Source organism: Pseudomonas sp. TWR3-1-1 (genome assembly GCF_049896545.1).
GTDB lineage: Bacteria > Pseudomonadota > Gammaproteobacteria > Pseudomonadales > Pseudomonadaceae > Aquipseudomonas > Aquipseudomonas weihenstephanensis.
On the sequence record NZ_JAFCUO010000001.1, the window covers coordinates 816,482 to 838,199 of the forward strand.

The 21,718-nt window shown below is 57.7% G+C and carries 22 protein-coding genes; 20 read left to right on the forward strand and 2 right to left on the reverse strand.

Going from position 1 to position 21,718, the window contains the following annotated elements; translation table 11 throughout:
• Nucleotides 1-93: 93 nt before the first annotated feature.
• The 13 genes from fabD to ACP7A4_RS03960 all read left to right on the forward strand — a co-directional run bounded on the left by fabD (nucleotide 94) and on the right by ACP7A4_RS03960 (nucleotide 11,306).
• Nucleotides 94-1,032: an ACP S-malonyltransferase gene (fabD, locus tag ACP7A4_RS03900; RefSeq protein WP_426245605.1), complete on the forward strand. Its 939-nt coding sequence runs from the start codon at nucleotides 94-96 to the stop codon at nucleotides 1,030-1,032.
• 16 nt (nucleotides 1,033-1,048) lie between these two features.
• Nucleotides 1,049-1,792 (forward strand): 3-oxoacyl-ACP reductase FabG, encoded by a 744-nt coding sequence (gene fabG / locus ACP7A4_RS03905; protein WP_048362942.1) that lies wholly within the window; start codon nucleotides 1,049-1,051, stop codon nucleotides 1,790-1,792.
• A 191-nt stretch (nucleotides 1,793-1,983) separates the two neighbouring features.
• Nucleotides 1,984-2,220, forward strand: coding sequence for an acyl carrier protein (gene acpP / locus ACP7A4_RS03910; protein WP_048362943.1), 237 nt, complete (start codon nucleotides 1,984-1,986; stop codon nucleotides 2,218-2,220).
• A gap of 111 nt (nucleotides 2,221-2,331) precedes the next feature.
• Nucleotides 2,332-3,576 carry a beta-ketoacyl-ACP synthase II gene (gene fabF, locus ACP7A4_RS03915; protein WP_426245607.1) on the forward strand — a complete coding sequence of 415 codons (1,245 nt, stop codon included), beginning with the start codon at nucleotides 2,332-2,334 and terminating at the stop codon, nucleotides 3,574-3,576.
• Nucleotides 3,576-4,394 carry an aminodeoxychorismate lyase gene (gene pabC, locus ACP7A4_RS03920; RefSeq protein ID WP_426245609.1) on the forward strand — a complete coding sequence of 273 codons (819 nt, stop codon included), beginning with the start codon at nucleotides 3,576-3,578 and terminating at the stop codon, nucleotides 4,392-4,394. The genes fabF and pabC overlap by 1 nt, the downstream gene beginning before the upstream one ends.
• 3 nt (nucleotides 4,395-4,397) lie before the next feature.
• Nucleotides 4,398-5,489, forward strand: a complete 1,092-nt coding sequence (gene mltG / locus ACP7A4_RS03925; RefSeq protein WP_048400866.1) for an endolytic transglycosylase MltG — start codon at nucleotides 4,398-4,400, stop codon at nucleotides 5,487-5,489.
• Nucleotides 5,490-5,511: 22 nt separating this feature from the next.
• A complete protein-coding gene (gene tmk / locus ACP7A4_RS03930; RefSeq protein ID WP_426245612.1) occupies nucleotides 5,512-6,144 on the forward strand; it encodes a dTMP kinase in 633 nt (210 codons plus the stop codon).
• The gene (locus ACP7A4_RS03935; protein WP_426245614.1) at nucleotides 6,137-7,123 is read left to right on the forward strand and encodes a DNA polymerase III subunit delta'; all 987 of its coding nucleotides are present in this window, start codon (nucleotides 6,137-6,139) and stop codon (nucleotides 7,121-7,123) included. The genes tmk and ACP7A4_RS03935 overlap by 8 nt, the downstream gene beginning before the upstream one ends.
• A gap of 32 nt (nucleotides 7,124-7,155) precedes the next feature.
• Nucleotides 7,156-7,941: a TatD family hydrolase gene (locus ACP7A4_RS03940; protein ID WP_048400862.1), complete on the forward strand. Its 786-nt coding sequence runs from the start codon at nucleotides 7,156-7,158 to the stop codon at nucleotides 7,939-7,941.
• A gap of 339 nt (nucleotides 7,942-8,280) precedes the next feature.
• Nucleotides 8,281-8,922: a TetR/AcrR family transcriptional regulator gene (locus ACP7A4_RS03945; protein ID WP_048362949.1), complete on the forward strand. Its 642-nt coding sequence runs from the start codon at nucleotides 8,281-8,283 to the stop codon at nucleotides 8,920-8,922.
• A gap of 123 nt (nucleotides 8,923-9,045) precedes the next feature.
• On the forward strand, nucleotides 9,046-10,014 hold the full coding sequence (locus ACP7A4_RS03950) for a GTP 3',8-cyclase MoaA (RefSeq protein WP_059762773.1): 969 nt from the start codon (nucleotides 9,046-9,048) through the stop codon (nucleotides 10,012-10,014).
• A gap of 101 nt (nucleotides 10,015-10,115) precedes the next feature.
• On the forward strand, nucleotides 10,116-10,721 hold the full coding sequence (locus ACP7A4_RS03955) for a DUF4823 domain-containing protein (protein WP_203302973.1): 606 nt from the start codon (nucleotides 10,116-10,118) through the stop codon (nucleotides 10,719-10,721).
• Nucleotides 10,722-10,736: 15 nt separating this feature from the next.
• Nucleotides 10,737-11,306: a DUF1285 domain-containing protein gene (locus ACP7A4_RS03960; RefSeq protein ID WP_059762772.1), complete on the forward strand. Its 570-nt coding sequence runs from the start codon at nucleotides 10,737-10,739 to the stop codon at nucleotides 11,304-11,306.
• A 4-nt stretch (nucleotides 11,307-11,310) separates the two neighbouring features.
• On the opposite strand, the gene ACP7A4_RS03965 is transcribed toward ACP7A4_RS03960, so the two are convergent.
• Nucleotides 11,311-12,375, reverse strand: coding sequence for an NAD(P)-dependent alcohol dehydrogenase (locus ACP7A4_RS03965; protein ID WP_203302910.1), 1,065 nt, complete (start codon nucleotides 12,373-12,375; stop codon nucleotides 11,311-11,313).
• Nucleotides 12,376-12,556: 181 nt separating this feature from the next.
• On the opposite strand from ACP7A4_RS03965, the gene ACP7A4_RS03970 reads away from it, so the two are divergent.
• Entirely contained in the window at nucleotides 12,557-13,450 is an 894-nt protein-coding gene (locus ACP7A4_RS03970; RefSeq protein WP_426245618.1) for an AraC family transcriptional regulator N-terminal domain-containing protein, read from the forward strand.
• A 92-nt stretch (nucleotides 13,451-13,542) separates the two neighbouring features.
• On the opposite strand, the gene ACP7A4_RS03975 is transcribed toward ACP7A4_RS03970, so the two are convergent.
• Nucleotides 13,543-15,207 (reverse strand): electron transfer flavoprotein-ubiquinone oxidoreductase, encoded by a 1,665-nt coding sequence (locus ACP7A4_RS03975; RefSeq protein WP_059762769.1) that lies wholly within the window; start codon nucleotides 15,205-15,207, stop codon nucleotides 13,543-13,545.
• A 558-nt stretch (nucleotides 15,208-15,765) separates the two neighbouring features.
• Here ACP7A4_RS03975 and ACP7A4_RS03980 point away from each other — a divergent pair.
• The 6 genes from ACP7A4_RS03980 (at nucleotide 15,766) to ACP7A4_RS04005 (ending at nucleotide 21,668) form a co-directional block, all read left to right on the forward strand.
• On the forward strand, nucleotides 15,766-16,515 hold the full coding sequence (locus ACP7A4_RS03980) for an electron transfer flavoprotein subunit beta/FixA family protein (protein WP_048362955.1): 750 nt from the start codon (nucleotides 15,766-15,768) through the stop codon (nucleotides 16,513-16,515).
• A 2-nt stretch (nucleotides 16,516-16,517) separates the two neighbouring features.
• Nucleotides 16,518-17,447: an electron transfer flavoprotein subunit alpha/FixB family protein gene (locus tag ACP7A4_RS03985; protein WP_059762768.1), complete on the forward strand. Its 930-nt coding sequence runs from the start codon at nucleotides 16,518-16,520 to the stop codon at nucleotides 17,445-17,447.
• Nucleotides 17,448-17,585: 138 nt separating this feature from the next.
• Nucleotides 17,586-18,404 carry a substrate-binding periplasmic protein gene (locus tag ACP7A4_RS03990; protein WP_426245621.1) on the forward strand — a complete coding sequence of 273 codons (819 nt, stop codon included), beginning with the start codon at nucleotides 17,586-17,588 and terminating at the stop codon, nucleotides 18,402-18,404.
• A gap of 9 nt (nucleotides 18,405-18,413) precedes the next feature.
• The gene (locus ACP7A4_RS03995) at nucleotides 18,414-18,770 is read left to right on the forward strand and encodes a DUF4398 domain-containing protein (RefSeq protein ID WP_059762766.1); all 357 of its coding nucleotides are present in this window, start codon (nucleotides 18,414-18,416) and stop codon (nucleotides 18,768-18,770) included.
• Nucleotides 18,767-19,582 carry an OmpA family protein gene (locus tag ACP7A4_RS04000; RefSeq protein WP_048362959.1) on the forward strand — a complete coding sequence of 272 codons (816 nt, stop codon included), beginning with the start codon at nucleotides 18,767-18,769 and terminating at the stop codon, nucleotides 19,580-19,582. The genes ACP7A4_RS03995 and ACP7A4_RS04000 overlap by 4 nt, the downstream gene beginning before the upstream one ends.
• A gap of 646 nt (nucleotides 19,583-20,228) precedes the next feature.
• Nucleotides 20,229-21,668, forward strand: coding sequence for a PLP-dependent aminotransferase family protein (locus ACP7A4_RS04005; RefSeq protein WP_048362960.1), 1,440 nt, complete (start codon nucleotides 20,229-20,231; stop codon nucleotides 21,666-21,668).
• Nucleotides 21,669-21,718 lie beyond the last annotated feature (50 nt).

Here is a 21,718-nt window from a genome sequence, read left to right on the forward strand (position 1 = left end):
CACGGTCTAAATCGCCATCCAACTGTCAGTTTCTTGCGTCCGCCACGGCAGGACGTCAATTCACCGACGACAAGATCATTAGGGGCTTGTTACATGTCTACATCCCTCGCATTCGTCTTTCCAGGGCAGGGTTCGCAGTCCCTCGGCATGTTGGCCGAGCTGGGCGCGGAACACCCGCTGGTTCTGGAAACATTTAAAGAAGCTTCTGAGGCTCTGGGTTACGACCTGTGGGCGTTGACCCAGGACGGCCCTGCCGAGAAGCTGAATCAAACTGATATCACCCAGCCCGCCATTTTGACCGCTTCGATTGCCCTGTGGCGTCTGTGGCTGGCCGAAGGCGGCAAGCAGCCAGATTTCGTTGCTGGCCATAGCTTGGGCGAGTACAGCGCGCTGGTCGCTGCCGGTTGCCTGAGCCTGGCTGATGCCGTGAAGCTGGTTGAGCGTCGCGGTCGCTTGATGCAAGAAGCTGTTCCTGCCGGTCAAGGCGCCATGGCGGCGATCCTGGGGCTGGACGATGCCGTTGTATTGGCTGCGTGCGCTGAGGCGGCGCAAGGTGAAGTGGTTAGCGCGGTTAACTTCAACTCGCCGGGCCAGGTGGTTATTGCCGGAGCCAAGGCGGCTGTTGAGCGCGCCATGGAGCTGTGCAAGGCCAAGGGCGCCAAGCGTGCGCTGCCGCTGCCGGTGAGTGTGCCTTCGCACTGTGAGTTGATGCGACCCGCGGCGGAGCGTTTTGCCGAGTCGATCCAGGCCATTGACTGGAAAATGCCACAGATCCCGCTGGTGCAGAATGTCAGTGCAGCCGTGGCGAACGATTTGGATACCCTTAAGTGCGATTTGCTTGAGCAGCTGTACAAGCCTGTGCGCTGGGTTGAATCAGTTCAATGTCTGGCGGCCAATGGCCCGGTCGAGCTGGTTGAATGTGGACCGGGCAAAGTTCTGGTGGGCATCAGCAAGCGTTGCGCTGAGGGCATCACCACTCACAACTTGAATACCCCAGACGCCTTCGCTGCCGCTCGTGCGGCACTGGCCTGAATTAGGAGAAGCCTGCATGAGCTTGCAAGGTAAAGTTGCACTGGTAACGGGCGCTAGCCGTGGCATTGGCCAGGCGATCGCATTGGAGTTGGGTCGTCAGGGCGCCATTGTCATTGGCACTGCCACCACTGCTTCGGGTGCTGAGCGCATTGCTGCCACGCTGAAAGAAAACGGCGTTCAAGGCACGGGCATGGAACTCAATGTCACGGATGCAGATTCCGTGGCCGCGGTGCTGAACAGCATTCAGGAGCAGTTCGGCGCGCCGGCGATCCTGGTCAATAATGCTGGCATCACCCGCGATAACCTGATGATGCGCATGAAAGACGACGAATGGCATGATGTCATCGATACCAACTTGAACAGTCTGTTTCGCCTGTCCAAGGGTGTTTTGCGCGGCATGACCAAGGCGCGCTGGGGACGAATTATCAACATTGGCTCTGTTGTGGGTGCCATGGGCAACGCAGGCCAAGTAAACTATGCCGCCGCCAAGGCCGGCCTCGAAGGTTTCAGCCGTGCTCTGGCGCGTGAAGTGGGTTCGCGCTCAATCACTGTCAACTCGGTGGCTCCTGGGTTTATCGATACCGACATGACCCGCGAATTGCCGCAAGCACAGCGTGAAGCCTTGCAGACGCAGATTCCGCTGGGTCGTTTGGGTCAGGCTCAAGAGATCGCGAACGTGGTCGCTTTCCTGGCTTCGGACGGTGCAGCTTACGTGACTGGGGCTACAATTCCGGTCAACGGCGGGATGTACATGAGTTAAATGTGACGGATTGCTTCAAAAAAATGTCATACGAGCTGTCTAAAATCCGTTATAAAGCTGCAATCTTTTTATAGGCAGCCGGTTGTAGCGGGGTAGGTGCAAAGCTTTCAGTTGAAAAACTGAAAAGTCTTTCGATACACTTGCCCACTGGCCAGCTGCCTGAATTTGTCCATTAGGAGTGAAAACAAGGTATGAGCACCATCGAAGAACGCGTCAAGAAAATCGTTGCCGAGCAACTGGGCGTTAAAGAAGAAGAAGTGACCAACGCTGCTTCCTTCGTTGAAGACCTGGGTGCCGACTCCCTTGACACTGTTGAGCTTGTGATGGCTCTGGAAGAGGAATTCGAGACCGAAATTCCTGACGAAGAAGCTGAAAAGATCACTACTGTACAAGCTGCTATCGATTACGTTACTGCCCACCAGGCGTAATAGTTTGTAATCGTTACATGCTGTCATGGAAAAACCGCACTGCCACTATGGCGTGCGGTTTTTTCTTTAGGCTTGATGCAAAGTGTCGTCAATAGAATAAAGGAGAGTGCTGTGTCGCGTAGACGCGTCGTAGTCACCGGTATGGGGATGTTGTCGCCACTGGGTGCGGATGTTCCGAGCACCTGGCAAGGCATTCTGGCAGGCCGAAGTGGCATTGGTCTGATCGAACACACGGATCTTTCTGCCTATTCCACCCGTTTTGGCGGCTCGGTACAGGGCTTTAACGTTGAGGATTACCTCTCCGTCAAAGAAGCCCGAAAACTTGACCTGTTTATTCAATACGGTTTGGCAGCTGGTTTTCAGGCAATACGAAATGCTGGCCTGGAAGTCACGGATGCCAATCGTGAGCGTATTGGTGTGGCCATGGGGTCGGGTATTGGGGGGTTGACCAATATCGAAGAAACCAGCCGTACCTTGCACGAACAAGGCCCGCGACGGATTTCTCCGTTTTTTGTGCCTGGCTCGATCATCAATATGATTTCCGGTTTTCTGTCTATCCACTTGGGTACACAGGGACCTAACTACGCCATTTCGACAGCGTGTACCACGGGTACGCATTGCATCGGTATGGCGGCGCGCAACATTGCCTACGGCGAAGCCGATGTGATGATTGCCGGCGGTGCTGAAATGGCCGCATGCGGTTTGGGCATGGGCGGCTTTGGTGCCTCGCGTGCGCTATCGACGCGCAACGATGATCCGACGCGTGCCAGCCGTCCCTGGGACAAAGGCCGTGATGGCTTCGTGCTTTCTGATGGCGCCGGTGCACTGGTGCTTGAAGAGCTTGAACACGCCAAGGCGCGTGGCGCGAAGATCTATGCCGAGCTGATTGGCTTCGGGATGAGCGGCGACGCTTATCACATGACCTCGCCCCCGGCGGATGGCGCAGGCGCTGCACGCTGCATCACCAATGCCTTGCGTGATGCCAGGGTGAACATCGATCAAGTGCAGTACATCAATGCCCACGGTACGTCGACGCCTGCCGGTGACCTGGCGGAAGTCTCGGCGATCAAGTCGGTGTTCGGTGATCACGCCTACAACTTGGCGGTCAGTTCGACCAAATCGATGACCGGGCACTTGTTGGGTGCTGCGGGCGCGGTTGAGGCAATTTTCAGCGTGCTGGCGATTAACAGCCAGATTGCCCCGCCGACCATCAACCTGGACGAGCCTGATGAAGGCTGCGATCTGGACTTCGTGCCGCACACGCCGCGTGAAATGCCGATCGATGTCGTACTGTCCAACTCGTTCGGGTTTGGCGGCACCAACGGCTCACTGGTTTTCCGCCGGTTCGCCGAGTGATGCACAGCTGGGTCGACGGTCTGCCAGCGCACGGTTTAGCGTCGCTCAAGGACCGTGGGCTGGCCTACGGCGACGGTCTGTTTGAGACCGTCGCCGTCAAGGCCGGGCGGCCGGTGCTGCTGGAGCTGCACATGCAGCGTCTGGTGCTGGGCTGCTCACGACTGGCGATTACTGCGGATCAGTCACTGATTCGCAGTGAAGTGCTGGCGTATGCACAGGCGATGGGCGAGGGCGTTCTCAAGCTCATCCTGACCCGCGGCGACAGCCTGCGCGGTTATGCCGCGTGCCCCGAAGCTGCGCCTCGAAGAATTCTGCAAGCCAGCCCTGCGCCGGCTTATCCCCTGGCGCACGCCCTTGAAGGTGTTCAGTTGTTTGACTGCGCCACGCGATTGGCTGAGCAACCGCTGTTGGCGGGGCTTAAGCATCTCAATCGGTTGGAGCAAGTCATTGCCCGTTCCGAATGGCAAGACCCGGCTTACGCCGAAGGCTTGATGCGTGACACCTCGGGACGCGTGATCGAGGGCGTGTTCAGTAACCTGTTTTTAGTGCGTGACGGGGTGTTGATCACCGCCGACCTGCAACGCTGTGGGGTGGCGGGTGTGATGCGTGCAGCATTACTGAGCGAGGCCGAGCGCCTGGCGATCCCGTGTCATGTCACTGATATCAGCGTTGAGCAGCTTCAACAGGCTGATGAACTCTTTGTCTGCAACAGCGTGTACGGCATTTGGCCTGTACGGGGTGTTGCTGGCCTGAGCTGGCCGGTGGGGCCGCTCACCCGTAAACTGCAAAGCATTGCCCGCACCCTATTGGATGTTTGATTCGTGAAACGTAAATTCTTGTTGCTGCTGGAGACCGGTCTGGTGTTGGCGGGCCTGGTGTTGGGCGCCAGTGCCTGGAAACTCAACTCGGCGCTCGAGCAGCCGCTGAGCCTCACGCAAGAACAACTGCTTGATGTACCAGCGGGCGCGACCCCAACCGGTATGTTCAATCGCCTTGAGGCAGACGACACGTTGCAAGACGCCTTTTGGTTGCGCGTGTATTGGCGCTTCAATCTGGCGGAGCAACCGCTGCACAGCGGTGAATACCGCATGACGCCCGGCATGACAGCCCAGGACCTGATCGGTCTTTGGCAGCGTGGAGAGGTGGTGCAATACAGCCTGACGCTGGTCGAAGGCTGGAATTTTCGACAAGTGCGCAGCGCGTTGGCCAAGCACGAGAAAATCGAGCAGACCCTCGACGGCCTGAGTGACAGTGAGGTGATGGCCAAGCTCGGTCATCCGGGTGAGTTCCCGGAAGGGCGGTTCTTTCCCGACACCTATCGCTTTGTGCGTGGCATGAGCGATGCGCAGTTGCTTGAAAAGGCCTATGACCGTTTGCATAAGGTGTTGGCTGAAGAGTGGGAGCAGCGCGCCCCGGACCTGCCCTACGCAGACCCTTATCAAGCGCTGATCATGGCATCGCTGGTAGAAAAAGAAACCGGTGTGCCGCATGAGCGTGGGCAGATTGCCGGGGTGTTTGTGCGACGTATGAAGATCGGCATGCCATTACAGACCGATCCCACCGTGATTTACGGTTTGGGCGAGCGGTACAACGGCAAGCTGACCCGCGCGCATTTGCGCGAACCGACGCCTTACAACACCTACACGATTCCCGGTTTGCCACCGACACCGATTGCCATGGTAGGCCGTGAAGCCATTCATGCCGCTTTGCATCCGGTCAGCGGCAGCAGTTTGTATTTTGTGGCCAAGGGTGATGGCAGCCACACGTTCTCTGATGATCTGGACGCGCATAACAGCGCCGTCCGTGAATTCCAGATCAAACGCCGTGCCGATTACCGTTCAAGCCCTGCGCCGGATGCCGTCGCCCCTGTTTCCCCGGCGCCCGGCGAAGCCCAACCGCAAAGCGCGCAATGACACTGATAAAGGACTGCTGCCTGTGACTGGCTTGTTTATTACGTTGGAAGGCCCCGAAGGCGCGGGCAAAACCACCAACCGCGAATACCTGGCCGCGCGCTTGCGGGCTGAAGGTATTGATGTGGTGCTGACCCGTGAACCGGGCGGCACGCCGCTGGCTGAGCGCATTCGTGAGCTGTTGTTGGCACCGAGCGACGATGCCATGTGCGCAGACACCGAGTTGTTGTTGGTGTTTGCCGCCCGCGCGCAGCACTTGGCCGAGGTGATCCGCCCGGCGCTGGAGCGTGGCGCCGTGGTGCTGTGTGATCGTTTTACCGACGCCACCTACGCGTACCAAGGCGGTGGCCGCGGCTTATCGAAAGAGCGCATCGCGACCCTTGAGTCATTTGTTCAGGGGCACCTGCGTCCCGACTTGACGCTGGTATTCGATTTGCCTATCGAGATTGGCATGGCGCGCGCCAGTGCGCGGGGCCGCCTGGATCGCTTCGAGCAAGAAGGCCGGACCTTTTTTGATGCCGTGCGCAGTACCTATCTGCAGCGCGCTGAAGCCGCCCCGCAGCGTTACCGCTTGGTTGATGCGGCGCAAAGCCTTGAGCACGTTCAGGCGCAGCTGGACGCGTTGATGCCGCAATTGCTGGGTCTGTACCGTGGCTGAAGCCTATCCGTGGCAAGACGGCCTCTGGCAGCAAATGGCCGGGCGCGCACACCATGCGCACGCCTATCTGCTGCACGGGCCTGCCGGGATCGGCAAGCGCGCCCTGGCCGAGCGCCTGATGGCCCGCCTGCTGTGCAGACAACCTGCCGGGCTTGAGGCCTGCGGTACCTGCAAGTCTTGCCTGCTGTTGGCGGCGGGCAGTCATCCGGACAACTACATTCTGGAGCCCGAAGAAGCGGACAAGGCGATCAAGGTCGACCAGGTGCGTGATCTGGTGAGTTTCGTGGTGCAAACCGCTCAGTTGGGCGGGCGCAAGGTGGTGCTGGTCGAGCCGGTGGAGGCGATGAATATCAACGCCGCCAACGCATTGCTCAAAAGCCTGGAAGAGCCGTCGGGCGATACGGTGTTGCTGTTGGTCAGTCACCAGTCCAGCCGTTTGTTGCCGACCATCCGCAGTCGTTGTGTGCAGCAGGCGTGCCCGCTGCCGAACGAAACGCTGAGCCTGGCGTGGCTGGATAAAACCTTGCCCGATTGCAGTGCTGATGAGCGGGTGGAGTTATTGACCCTGGCGGCCGGTTCGCCGTTGGCCGCCGTCAAGTTGCACGCACAGGGTGTGCGAGAGCAGCGGGCTGGCGTGGTGGAAGGGGTTAAAAAGCTGCTCAAGCAGCAGATATCGGCCACTCAATTGGCAGAAAGCTGGAACGCGATTCCCCTTTTATTGCTGTTTGATTGGTTCTGTGACTGGTCGAGTCTGATCTTGCGCTATCAACTGACTCAGGACGAAGCCGGCCTGGGCCTTGAAGACATGCGCAAAGTCGTGCAGTACCTGGCGCAAAAAACGCCGCAGGAAAAAGTCCTGAACATTCAGGACTGGATTCTGGCCCAGCGGCAAAAGGTGTTGAGCAAGGCCAACCTCAACCGAGTGCTGTTGCTTGAAGCGTTATTGGTGCAATGGGCAAGCCTGCCCGGCCAGCGCTGAGTTGATTCACATTTTTAAGCAGGTGATTTTCTATGCTCGTTGACTCCCACTGCCATCTTGATCGCCTTGATCTGAGTGCCCACGACGGTTCGCTGGACGCCGCCCTGCAAGCGGCGCGTGATCGCGGGGTGGGGCATTTTCTGTGCATTGGCGTCAGCGCTGACAACGCGGCCGATGTCAAAGCCCTGACCGAGCGTTATACCGATGTGGACTGTTCGGTGGGCGTGCACCCGCTGGACGTGCAACCGGGCGCCGCTCCGGCATTGGACTGGCTGCTGAGCGAGCTGAATCACCCGCAGGTGGTGGCGATTGGCGAAACCGGCCTGGATTATCACTACGAACCTGAAGCGGCCGAGTTGCAGCAGTTGTCGTTTCGCGTTCACTTGCAAGCCGCGCAGCAAACCGGCAAGCCGGTCGTGGTGCATACCCGTGGCGCACGTGCAGACACCCTGGCGCTGCTGCGCGAAGCCGCATTGCCGCAGGCCGGTGTGTTGCATTGTTTTACCGAAGACTGGGATATGGCCAAGGCGGCGCTGGACCTGGGTTTTTACATTTCGCTTTCTGGCATCGTCACGTTCCGCAACGCCGATGCCCTGCGCGACGTGGCGCGCCAAGTGCCTGCCGATCGTTTGCTGGTGGAGACTGACTCGCCGTACCTGGCGCCGATTCCTTACCGGGGCAAGCCCAACCTGCCGCAGTACGTACGTGAAGTGGCAGAGTTTCTGGCCATGTTGCGCGGTGAGTCCTACGAGCGTTTTGCCGAGCAGACCACCGAAAACTTCCAGCGCCTGTTCCCGCTGGCGCGAGTCCAACACTGACCCGTCGGCAAAAAAGGCAAAAAAAACCCGGGCTCTGGGGGAATCCGGGTTAAGACCATTAGGAGTAAAACAAAGGCGCACACTCCGTTGTGACCCTTATCGGCGAAGCATTTGGGGGGTATGTCACGCCGACTCCCTAAGTATTGGTCAGCTTTGTAGGGCGTCCAGTCGGCATTGATCATTTTTTAAACAGATTTGGAATACCCGTGATTCGTTTGAGTACGCATTGTGCTGGGCGTTATTCATCCGCAGACATCGATATGCAGGATGATCCGTGCAATTTAGCGTGACTTAGGCATAATACCGGGCTTCGATTTTGACCCCTACAGACCTTTTCTTATGCACAAAGAACCCCGTAAGGTCCGTGAGTTTCGTCGCCGCGAGCAAGAAATTCTCGATACCGCGCTCAAACTGTTCCTCGAACAGGGTGAAGACAGCGTCACCGTCGAGATGATTGCGGATGCCGTCGGCATCGGTAAAGGCACGATCTACAAGCATTTCAAGTCCAAGGCCGAGATCTATCTGCGCCTGATGCTCGACTACGAGCGTGATTTGAACGAGCTGCTGCATTCCGCCGATGTGGATAAAGACAAAGAAGCGCTGTCGCGCGCCTACTTTGAATTTCGCATGCGTGACCCTCAGCGTTATCGGTTGTTTGATCGCCTTGAAGAGAAGGTGGTCAAAGGCAATCAGGTGCCTGAGTTGATCGAAGAGCTGCATAAAATCCGTGCGTCGAATTTCGAGCGCCTCACGCTGCTGATCAAAGGTCGGATCAGCGAAGGCAAGCTCGAAGACGTGCCGCCTTATTTCCACTACTGCGCTGCCTGGGCGCTGGTTCACGGCGCGGTGGCGCTGTACCACTCGCCGTTCTGGAGCAATGTCCTGGAAGATCAGGAAGGTTTTTTCCAGTTCCTGATGGACATCGGTGTGCGCATGGGTAACAAGCGCAAGCGCGATACAGACACCCCGGCTGTCGAGTAACGCCGTCGGTTCACCGCGCACGGCGCTTTGCCGTGCCGCCTATACTCAGGTGTGGGTCTTGCCAAAACCTGATACATGAGTCAGGTTTTGGGGCGTCCTACTTCCCTCGTGCCGGAGTCATCCATGATTGTTGACCGCCAAGGCAGACAATTTCGCAACTTGCGCATTAGTCTGACCTCCGCTTGCAACTATGCCTGCACCTACTGCGTGCCGAACGGCAAGCGATTAGTGGCGGCGCAGGATGAGTTGTCAGCTCAAGCAATGGCGCGTGGCGTGGCGTATCTGATTGAAGCGGCCGGAATTGAGCGTTTACGGATTACCGGCGGCGAGCCGTTGGTCAGTCCCAAGCTGGAGACCTTCATGCGCGAAGTCGGGCAGTTGGGCTTGAGTGATATCAGCCTGACCACCAATGGCCAATTGCTCACGCGCAAATTACCGTTGCTGCTGGACGCCGGCATTCGCCGCCTCAATGTGTCCCTCGACACCCTCAACCCCGACGCGTTTCGCAGCATTGCCCGCGGCGGCGATTTGGCGACCGTGCTCAATGGCCTGCAACACGCCAGTGAGGCGGGGATGAAGATCAAGGTCAATATGGTGCCCTTGCGCGGCCAAAATCTGGATCAGGTCATGCCGCTGTTGGAGTACTGCCTTGAGCGGGGGTTCGAACTGCGCTTTATCGAACTGATGCGCATGGGCCATCTGGCCAGCGATGGCAATGCGTTTCTGCATCAGTTTGTGAGCTTGCAGCAATTGCTTGAGCTGATTGGCGAGCGGCACGACTACCTGCAAGCCGATGCGCCGATTGATGCCACGGCCGTGCGCTATCAGATCCCGGGCCGGGGGTATTTTGGTGTGATTGCCAACGAGAGCGTCCCGTTTTGTCGGACGTGTTCGCGGTTGCGCCTTTCATCGACCGGCTGGTTGCACGGGTGTTTATCGTCGAGTAATCGTCATTACGTCGGGGATTTGCTCAACAAGCCCCGGCACGAAGCCTTGCCGGCGTTGCAAGGTTTGTTGATGAAAGCCTTGGGTGACAAGCAGGACGTCGCCTTTTCGGGGGGTGCCACGGTGATGAAAATCATTGGTGGTTGATGCGTGTGCCCTGCGATGTGCGGCTTCGGCTCAAACTGGCGCGCAAACTGCATTACGCGGCTATTCGCCGGTTTTTTGTCACCGGCCATCGGGAGATCGTGATGCGTAGTCTGTTTGTGTTGCTGGCTTTTTTGGCGCTGGGTGGTTGCATGAAGGTCAGCGACCTGGGCGAAGGCGCGCGTTATCAAATGAGTGACGCCGGTTTGCTCGACCACAGCAACACGCGTCGCAGCAATTCGCTGCGCATCCAGCCCGACTCCTTCATTTACATTGCTCAAGGCCCGTTTAAGCCCATCGGCGACCCTTACGTGCGGCCCAACGTTGTGGCAGAAGAAGCCTACAGTGGTTTTATCGAATACTTCCCGATGGTGCGTCGTGCCAAGGCACCGCTGGGGTTGGACGACGCGATGTCTGAAGCCCGGGGCTTTGGCGCGCATTATTTGCTCTACACCCGATTTGCCCGTGCCGATGACCGCATTGGCAACAGTGACGAGTGGCTGGACCAGGAAGAAATCAGCCGTTTGGGTATCGACAGCGGTGTGATTCAGGTGATGTTGATCGAGACCAGCACCCAATACTTGATCGACACGGCCACCATTCGCAGCCGTGGCGGTTTGCTGACGTTTCATGACAACAAGCCTGCCGACCTGATTGGCCCGCCGCTGGCCAAGTACGCGCGCAGCTTGATAGGCTTGAGCGATCAATAAATTCAGGAGGGCAGTATGAGCAAGCCGGTGGACGTCAGTGGCCTGTTGGCGCAAATCCCCAAGCCCGGTAAAGGTTTGCCGCCGGTTCACTTGTGGGACACCGCTTTTTGCGGCGACATCGACATGCGCATCGCCCGAGATGGTACTTGGTATTACATGGGAACACCGATTGGGCGCAAGCCAATGGTCAAGCTGTTCTCAACCATCATTCGCCGTGATGGAGACGATTATTTTCTGATAACACCGGTGGAAAAGGTCGGGATCAAAGTCGATGACGCGCCCTTCGTGGCGGTTACCCTTGAGGTCGAAGGGGAGGGTGAGCAGCAGGTGTTGCGCTTCACCACCAACGTGGATGAGCAGTTTGAATTGGATCGTGAACACCCGTTGCGGGTGGTGATTGATCCTGTCACTCAAGAGCCTTCGCCTTACGTGCGGGTACGACGCAACCTTGAGGCGTTGATCCATCGCAATGTGTATTACCAGTTGGTCGAGATGGCGCAGACGCTGGTCATTGATGGTCAGCCTTGGGTGGGCGTGTGGAGCAACGGGGAGTTCTTCCCCATTGCTCCGGCCCCGGCGGGCTAAACGCTTAGGCTTTCAGCGTTTTCATATCAATCACGAAGCGGTATTTCACATCACCTTTCTGCACGCGTTCAAACGCTTGGTTGATGTTTTTGATGTCGAGCATTTCGATGTCACAGGTGATGCCATTCGCGGCGCTGAAATCCAGCATTTCTTGCGTTTCAGCAATCCCGCCGATGAGCGAGCCTGCCAGCACGCGACGCTTGAACACCAGGTTGAACGCATCCACAGCCGGCTCAACCGGTTCGATCAAGCCAACCAGAATGTGCACGCCGTCAAAACGCAGGGTTTCGAGGTAGGGGTTCAGATCGTGTTGCACCGGAATGGTGTCGAGCAAGAAATCGAAGCTGCCAGCGGCGGCTTTCATTTGCTCGGCGTCGGTGGACACGATCACGTGATCGGCACCTTGACGGCGCGCCTCTTCAGCTTTGGCGGCGGAGCGTGTGAACAAAGTCACTTCTGCGCCCATGGCCTTGGCAAACTTGATCCCCATGTGGCCCAGGCCACCCATGCCCAGCACGCCCACTTTGTCGCCCGGCTCAACACCGTAGTGTTGCAGCGGCGAGTAAGTGGTGATGCCGGCGCACAGCAGCGGGGCTGCACTGGCCGGGTCGAGGTTTTCCGGGATGCGCACTACGAAGTCTTCGCGCACCACGATGCTGTCCGAGTAGCCGCCCATCGTGGTGGTGCCGTCGATACGGTCCGGTGAACCGTAGGTCTGGGTGAAGCCTTCCAGGCAGTATTGTTCCAGGTCTTCTTTACAGGCCGAGCATTCGCGGCACGAATCGACCATGCAGCCTACACCGACCACATCGCCCACTTTGTATTTAGTGACATCGCTACCGACGGCGGTGACTTTGCCCACGATTTCGTGGCCTGGCATGACCGGGTAAACCGCAAAGCCCCAATCGTTGTGCACTTGGTGGATGTCGGAATGGCACACGCCGCAGTACAACACCTCAATGGCGACGTCGTCCGGGCGCGGTGCGCGGCGGTTGAACTGCATGGGGGCCAAGGGGGCCGAGGTGGTTTGAGCGGCATAGCCGATGGCGTTGTAAGTGACGTTGGACATGGAAAGCCTCGCGAAACGTTGACGGTGAACAAGGAGGTGATTTTGCGCTCGCCTGTCTTGCAGGACTATGACAATTCCTCCGCCTGTTATGCCTATTCCTCCGGCGTGTCGGGCTGGAGGTGGTTTTGGTGGTCAATTCTGCGAAGATGCGCCTGTCTATTCCTCCTGTGAAGTTGTCTGCATGTTTTTGACTCGCCATCGCGATGAGAACGCCACGCTGGTCTCGTTGATCGAGCCGCTGGCCTCGCAAACCGGTTTTGTATCGACGTTATTGCCTGAAGTGCGCGTGGTGTCGGCGTGTCGGGCTGTGGCGCGCATGCCGCAGATTTATGAGCCTAGCCTAATGGTCATCGCGCAAGGCAGTAAGTTGGCCTATCTCGGTCAGCGCACCCTGGAATACGGCGCAGGCCATTACCTTGTGCAGGCGCTGTCGGTGCCGTTTGAGTGTGAAACCTTTGCTTCTGAAACGGTGCCGCTGCTGGGAGTGGCGATCAGTATTGATCGGGCTGTGCTGGGGGAGTTGGTGCTGGCGATGGGGCTGGCCCCGGACCGTAGCGCCGTGGCGCAAACACCGGAATCCATGACCTCTGCGGTGTTGGATGACGAAATGCGCCAGGCGGTTGAGCGTTTGCTACGTTGCCTGCATGACCCGCTGGAGTGCCGGATCATGGGTAAAGCGCGCTTGCGCGAAGTTCTTTTCGCGGCACTGCGTGGGCCGCAAGCCGGGGTGTTGCGGGCACTGGTTGAGCAGCAGGGCCAGTTCGCCCGGGTTGCCGCCTCGCTCAGTCATTTGCATGAGCACTTTGCCGAGCCTTTGAATGTCGACACGCTGGCGCGGTGCGCCAACATGAGCACGTCCACCTTCCATGAGCATTTCAAACGCAGCACTTTGCTGTCGCCGGTGCAATATCTCAAGCGTTTGCGTTTGTTGCGGGCGCAGCAGTTGTTGTTGAGTGAAGGGCTGGGTGTGGCGCAGGTGGCCGAGCGCGTGGGCTATCAGAGCGCCTCGCAATTCAGTCGTGAGTACAAGCGCTACTTTGAACGCAGTCCCGGGCATGAGGGGGCAGGGTGCTGAGGACCTTACAACCGTTGTGTAGTCGCTGACGAGGCACGAGGCTGCGATAAGAACTGCAGCCCCTGCCTTGTCGGCGACTAAACGAGTCGGGCTTACATGTTCGGGTACGTCGGGCCGCCAGCGCCTTCCGGGGTGACCCAGGTGATGTTTTGTGACGGGTCTTTGATGTCGCACGTTTTGCAGTGCACGCAGTTTTGCGCATTGATCTGGAAGCGCTTTTCACCGCTTTCCTGCGTGATCACTTCATACACACCCGCCGGGCAGTAACGTTGCGCCGGCTCGTCGTAGAGCGGCAGGTTCACGCTGATCGGAATGCTTGCGTCGCGCAGCTTGAGGTGGCAAGGCTGCTCTTCTTCGTGGTTGGTGCTGGAGAGGAACACCGAGCTGAGTTTGTCGAAGCTCAACTTGCCATCGGGTTTCGGGTAGTCGATCTTCTTGCAGTCTTTGGCCAGTTTCAGGCAGGCGTAATCTGGCTTCGTGTCGTGCAGGGTGAACGGCAGTTTGCCGCCGAAGATGTTTTGATCCATCCAGTTGAAGCCTGCGCCCATGATCGGGCCAAACTTGTGCATCGCCGGGCCGAAATTTCGGCTTGCAAACAGCTCGTCGAACAACCAGCTGGCTTTGAAGGCTTCAACGTAAGTGTTGAGTGCATCGCCGCCTTCGCAGTCTGCGAGCAGCGAGTCTGCCACCGCCTCGGCGGCAAGCATGCCGGACTTCATCGCCGTGTGACTGCCTTTGATCTTGGCCACGTTCATGGTGCCCAGGTCGCAACCGATCAGGGCGCCACCGTTGAACACCATTTTTGGCAGCGAGTTCAGGCCGCCTTTGGCCAGGGCGCGCGCGCCGTAACTGATGCGTTTGCCGCCTTCAAGGTATTGCTTGAGCACCGGGTGGTGTTTGAGGCGCTGGAATTCATCGAACGGCGACAGGAAGGTATTGCTATAGGACAAGTCAACGATCAGGCCCACCACCACTTGGTTGTTTTCCAGGTGATACAGGAAAGAACCGCCCGTGTTTTCGCTGCTGATGATGTCCAGTGGCCAACCAGCGGTGTGAACCACCAGGCCGGGTTGGTGTTTGGCCGGGTCGATTTCCCAGATTTCCTTCAGGCCAATGCCGTAGTGCTGGCTGTCGGCCTCGCTGTCGAGGTTGAAGCGCTCGATCAGCTGTTTGCCCAGGTGACCGCGGCAGCCTTCGGCGAACAGGGTGTATTTGCCGCGCAACTCCATGCCAGGGGTGTACAGGCCTTCTTTAGGATTGCCTTCGCGGTCAACGCCCAGATCACCGGTGATGATCCCGCGAACCACGTTGTTTTCATCAAACAGAACTTCTTGAGCTGCGAAACCCGGGTAGATTTCCACGCCCAAGTTCTCGGCCTGCTGCGCCAGCCAGCGGCACAGGTTGCCGAGCGAGATGATGTAATTGCCTTCGTTGTGCATGGTTTTAGGCACAAACAGGTCAGGCACCTTGGTCGCGGTGGCTTCGCTGCGCAGTACATAGATGTCGTCGCGGGTGACTGGGGTATTGAGCGGAGCGCCCAGTGCTTTCCAGTCCGGGAACAATTCGTTCAGGGCGCGTGGTTCAAATACGGCACCGGACAGAATGTGAGCACCGACTTCGGAGCCTTTTTCAACCACGCAGACGCTGATTTCTTTACCGGCTTCGGCGGCCTTCTGCTTTAAACGGCAGGCGGCGGACAAACCGGCAGGGCCGGCGCCGACGATGACCACGTCGAATTCCATGTATTCGCGTTCCACAGGCTATCTCCTACTCAAGGCTCAACGGTATTTTTCTAATTGGAGGTTTGGCGTTCCATCCATTATTTCCTCGCCTGCTGGCTGAAGATGCAATGGATGAGGCGCCGCTCTCTCTATGGCCGGGCATTATATCTACACCACTGTCAGGGTCCAATACAAACGTTTGTTTGAATCTGCTGGAACCCAGACAAATCAAAGTCGAGAGGCTCAAAAGTGACCGATTTGCTGTATTGACCGCAAAAGGCGTTCCGGTCAAGATACGGGCGGTTTTGCGCTCGCCGTAGGCTGATTGTCGGTTTCAAGAGCACCTCTAAAGACAGGGCACAGGCATGAGCCTGTAGGAGCCTGCTATTTTTTGAGCGAAGTTTACACGTCCTTTTGGTGGATGACTCGTGAGTCACACCTGACAGACGGTCGCACGGGAAGTATTTGGCATTCGTCATTCTTTATATAAGAAGGGCACAGCAACGATCTTTGGAGGTGCCCTTGTGCTGATGAGCTTCAACCGCCAGGTTCGCCTAGGCGACTTTCTTTTCACCGGAGAGTAACGAGGAATCCATGAAGGTTCTTGTAGCTGTCAAACGAGTGGTCGATTACAACGTTAAAGTACGCGTCAAAGCGGACAACTCCGGCGTTGACCTCGCCAACGTCAAGATGTCGATGAATCCTTTCTGCGAAATCGCAGTGGAAGAAGCCGTACGCCTGAAAGAGAAAGGCGTGGCGACTGAAATCATCGTCGTCTCCATCGGCCCGACCACGGCTCAGGAACAGCTGCGTACCGCGCTGGCACTGGGTGCAGATCGCGCCATCCTCGTCGAATCCGCCGAAGACCTGACTTCGCTGGCCGTGGCCAAGCTGCTCAAGGCAGTCGTGGACAAGGAGCAGCCGCAGTTGGTGATCCTGGGCAAACAGGCCATCGACAGCGACAACAACCAGACGGGCCAGATGCTGGCTGCGCTGACCGGCTATGGTCAGGGCACATTCGCGTCCAAGGTTGAAGTGGCGGGTGACAAGGTTGCCGTGACCCGTGAAGTTGACGGCGGCGCGCAAACAGTTTCGCTGAGCTTGCCGGCCATCATCACCACCGACCTGCGTTTGAACGAGCCGCGTTATGCGTCCCTGCCAAACATCATGAAGGCCAAGAAGAAGCCGCTTGAAGTGCTGACGCCTGAAGCGTTGGGCGTTTCGACCGCTTCGACCAACAAAACCTTGAAAGTTGAAGCGCCGGCTGCTCGCAGCGCGGGTATCAAGGTCAAGTCGGTGGCTGAACTGGTCGAGAAACTGAAAAACGAAGCGAAGGTGATCTGATCATGACTATCCTCGTAATCGCCGAACACGACGGCAAAGTACTGGCTCCGGCCACGCTGAACACCGTTGCCGCCGCTGCCAAAATCGGCGGTGACATTCATGTTCTGGTTGCAGGCCAGGGCATTGGCGCAATCGCTGAAGCCGCTGCCAAAATTGCTGGCGTGGCCAAAGTGCTGGTCGCTGATAACGCGGCTTACGCGCACCAGTTGCCAGAAAACGTTGCCCCGCTGGTTGCTGAGCTAGGCGCTGGCTATAGCCACATCCTGGCGGCTGCTACCTCTAACGGCAAAAACATCCTGCCGCGTGTGGCTGCGCAGCTGGACGTTGATCAGATCTCCGAGATCGTGTCGGTCGAAAGCGCTGATACGTTCAAGCGTCCGATCTATGCCGGTAACGCCATTGCCACCGTGCAGTCCACTGCACCGGTCAAAGTGATCACCGTGCGTGCTACCGGTTTCGATCCGGTTGCTGCTGACGGTGGTTCGGCTTCGGTTGAAGCAGTTGGCGCTGTTCATGATGCAGGCACCTCCTCGTTTGTTGGCGAAGAGCTGGCCAAGTCGGACCGCCCTGAGCTGACCGCTGCCAAAATCGTCGTGTCGGGCGGTCGTGGCATGCAGAACGGTGACAACTTCAAACACCTGTACGCACTGGCTGACAAGTTGGGTGCTGCTGTTGGCGCTTCGCGTGCCGCAGTCGATGCAGGTTTTGTACCCAACGACATGCAGGTCGGTCAGACCGGTAAAATCGTTGCGCCACAGCTGTACATCGCGGTGGGTATTTCTGGCGCGATCCAGCACTTGGCCGGTATGAAAGACTCCAAAGTGATCGTTGCGATCAACAAGGATGAAGAAGCGCCGATCTTCCAGGTGGCTGATTACGGCCTGGTCGCGGACTTGTTCGAAGCTGTGCCGGAGTTGGAGAAGCTGGTTTAATCCAGCCGCTTCACTTATAAAGAGCCCGGCCATTCGGGCCGTGGAGAAGGGCGAAACACTGAGTGTTTCAGCTGATTCTTCATGGTCGGATGGTCGGGCTTTTTTGTGTGTCTGAATTGGATTTTCGGGGTGTGAGGTATGGGTGTGCGGCGAGTAAGCAGGTGGTTGCTGGGTTTGGTGTTTTTGCCAGTGTTGTCGCAGGCGGCCGGCAAATGCGAGCGCCTGATCGTGACCGGCAGCCCGGATGCTCCTCCCTATCTGTGGCGCGATCCTGCTGATCCTGCACATTTGATTGGCGCCAGTGCTGACCTGCTGCAACACGTGGCGCAAGACCTCGGCATCAACATTGAAGTGGTGTATGGCGGCAAGCGTGCGGAAGCACAAAACGAAGTGCGCACCGGGCGCATGGACATGCTGCTGGATGCGCCGCTGACGTTGGCCGGCCTGACGGCGCAAGATTACATTCATCCCCCGCTGGTGCGTAACGACTACTTGGTGTGGACGCTCAAGGGGTCAGCCCTCGCTTATGACACGCCTGCCGATCTGCATGGGCATAAAGGCGCACTCTCCGATAAAGCTCGCCTCACAGAGGCGTTTGATGCCTTTGCGCAACGTCAGCTCACACTGGAGCGTCGCTCGAGCTTGGCGCAAGCGTTCCAGGCGTTGTTGCTGGGTGACGTCGAATATGTGCTGGCGGGGCGTTATGCGGGCCTGGCTACGTCTCAAACGTTGGGCATCACCGATGACGTGCGGGCACACGATCAGCCAGTCGATCAGCCGGGACTGTTTGTGGCGATTTCCCATGACTCCGCTTGCAATGAACCGTGGTTGCGCGGACAGCTCGCGCAAAAGATGACAGAATTGCCCGCCTCTGGCCTGACCGAGGCCGCTGTGCAACGCAACCTGGAACGGTGGAAAGCCCAGCTCAAACAGCCGGTCAGTGCCCCAAAACAGTAGGAATACCCAGTGACAATTCGACCTCTTTTCGCTGCCCTGGCCGTTCTGGCTTTGGCGGGCTGTGCAGCTGATCCTGCGCCGAATGAACAAATCCGTTTGACTGAGCAAGCCTTGGAACAAGCCAAAGCCGTGGGTGCCAGTGCCGATGATGTGAGCGAGCTCAAACAAGCCGAAGACAAGCTGGCCGAGGCATTGGCCGAAATGGCTGAAGCGTCTTACAAAGATGCGCGCATGCAGGCTGAACAAGCCGAGCTGGATGCGCGATTGGCCGAAGCGCGCGTGCTGACCCAAAAGAGCCAGGAGCAATTGAACGTGTTGAACACCCGAATTACACGCTTGCGCAAGCAACTGGCGGAGGACCAATGAGCCTTAAGTCCGTCATGATCAGCGCGAGCGTGTTGCTCGCCAGCGTCAGCCTGGCCGGTTGCGCCGGGCACCACAACAGTGACCAGGCGTTGCAACAGGCCGCCAGCGATTTTCAGGTGGTCAAAGAAGACACCAATGTGTTGCGCATTGCTCCCAAGGATGTCATCCGTGCTGGTGAATCGTTAGCCCGCGCTGAGCGCTTGTCCAGTTACTGGGGCAGTGGCGAAGATGTGGCCCATTACGCGTATTTGAGTCAGCGCTATAGCGAGATCGCGCGCGAACACACGCAGCAAGTGCTCAACGAAGAGCGTGCGGCCAAGCTCGAACTGGAGCGTCAGCGCCTGCAATTGGCCCTGCGCGAAGCCAAGTTGTTAAGCGTTCAGCAGCAAGGACAATGGCTGGAAGAGCAAATCCTGAGCCTGACGACCAACGAGACAGATCGGGGGTTGGTCATGACCCTGGGTGATGTGTTGTTCGATACGGGTGAGGCTGACTTGAAAAACTCCGCCAACCGTACGGTCCTCAAGCTGGTGCAATTTCTACAGTTGAACCCCAAGCGTGTGGTGCGTATTGAGGGCTATACCGATAGCACGGGCGGCAAGGATGACAACCTCAAACTGGCGCGTGATCGGGCACAAGCGGTAGCCGATGTGTTGATTGACCTGGGCATCGACGAAAAACGGATTCAGGTTGAAGGTTATGGCGATGAATACCCGGTGGATGTGAATGCCACTGAGCGTGGTCGGGCGCAGAATCGTCGCGTTGAGATTGTGTTTTCTGACGAAAAAGGTCAGTTGGGCGCTGCCCGCTAACACCCTGAGGTCTGCGGAACCTGCTGGCGATAGCGACGTTCGATTGCGAAGCGAGCACCGTGTTGAATTGCTGTGCGAGCGCTGCGCGCCCGGACGCAGCCTCGCATTACTCGTCAGCGACTACAGGTTTAGGTCTGCATAGCCTGCTGGCGAATGCGACGTTCGATTGTGAAGCGAGCACTGTGTTGAATCACTCTGCGAGCGCTGCGCGCCCGGACGCAGCCTCGCATTACTCGTCAGCGACTATAGGTTTAGGTCTGCGTAACCTGCTGGCGAAAGCGACGTTCGATTGTGAAGCGAGCACTGCGTTGAATTGCTGCGCGCCCGGACGCAGCCTCGCATTACTCGTCAGCGACTACAGGTTTAGGTCTGCGTAGCCTGCTGGCGAATGCGACGTTCGATTGCGAAGCGAGCACCGTGTTGAATGGGTCTGCGAGCGCTGCGCGCCCGGACGCAGCCTCGCATTACTCGTCAGCGACTACAGGTTTAGGTCTGCGTAAGTCTGTTGCCACTCTGTACCCATACAGTTTCACCCCGTTGAGCACTGTACGGCTTAGATGGATGACAACTGTGCCCGTACACTTCTAAACTGTTCCGGTATTGTTCTACACAACAAAAAAAACGCCTGAACATTGAGTGCTGCGCCATGACCAACCTTTTGCTTTATCAACGTATCGCTCAGCAGTTGGCTGAGGATATTCGGCGTGGCGTTTATCAGCCCGGCGAGCGTGTGCCTTCGGTACGTAAGATGAGTTCGCAGCTCAATGTCAGCCATGCCACGGTCTTGCAAGCCTACGCCAACCTTGAAGATCAAGGGCTGATTCGCGCCCGGCCACAGTCGGGGTATTACGTCCACCAAACCCCGGCACTGACCGCGCCAACCCCCGATATCGCCCGCGTTGAGCGCCCAGGCCTGGTGACACGCAGCAGTATCATTCAACAGGTGTTGGTCGAATCGCGCCGCGAAGGGGTGTTTCCTCTGGGGGCTGCGGTGCCCAGTGTCGACTATTTACCCGTGCGCGCCCTGCACCAGCAGTTGGCCAAAGTCACGCGCTTCCATAGCCCTCGCGCGTTCAGTTACATGTTCAGCCCGGGCTTTGAGCCGTTGCGTCGGCAAGTGGCAATTCGCATGCGCGATGCCGGAGTGGTGGTCGATCCTTCAGAAGTGATCATCACTCATGGCTGTGTCGATGCACTGCAAATGTCCCTGCGCACCCTCACGCGCCCCGGTGACCTGATTGCAGCCGAGTCGCCTACCTATTACGGGTTGTTGCAATTGGCGGATTTATTGGGCTTGAAGGTGATCGAGATTCCCAGTGATCCTGCCACCGGTATGAGCCTGGAAGCCCTGCAATTGGCGGCCAATCAATGGTCGATCAAAGCGTTGGTGTTGACTACGCGCCTGAGTAATCCGCTGGGCGGCACCATGCCCGAGGAGCGACAGAAGCAGTTACTGCGCCTGGCTTCCGATTTCGATATCCAGATCGTTGAAGACGATATTTATGGCGAGTTGATGTTCGAAGTCGGCCGTACCAAGGCGCTCAAGGCCTATGACCGGCTGGATCGAGTGATTTACTGCTCAAGTTTTTCCAAGACGCTTTCGCCCGGTGTACGGATTGGCTGGATGATCGCGGGTAAGTTTCAGCAAGAGATTCAGCGCTTGCAGACGTTTACTACCCATTCAGCGTGCAGCGTGACGCAGATGGGTGTTGCGGCCTACCTTGAAAATGGCGGTTATGACCGTCACTTAAGGCACATCCGGCAGGAATACCGGAAAAACCTCAGCGCATTTCAGTTGGCAGTTCAGCAGTATTTTCCCGAGGGCACGCAGATGTCGCGCCCCAGTGGCGGGTTCATTCTGTGGGTCAGTTTGCCAGGCCGGGTTAATACCCAAGAGCTACATGTGCGGGCGTTGCAGCAAGGGATCAGCATCGCGCCGGGGTTGATTTTCAGTAATACCGAGCAATTTAATCACTGCATACGGCTCAATTGCGGTACGCCCTGGAACCGTGAAGCGGAGCGCGCCCTGATGACCTTGGGGATGCTTGCCAGCCAGCTCTGTCAGGAGGCGACAAGCCTCTATTGAGCCCGCATGCGGCAATCGGACATGGCGATGTGCCCACATGTGACTTGTCA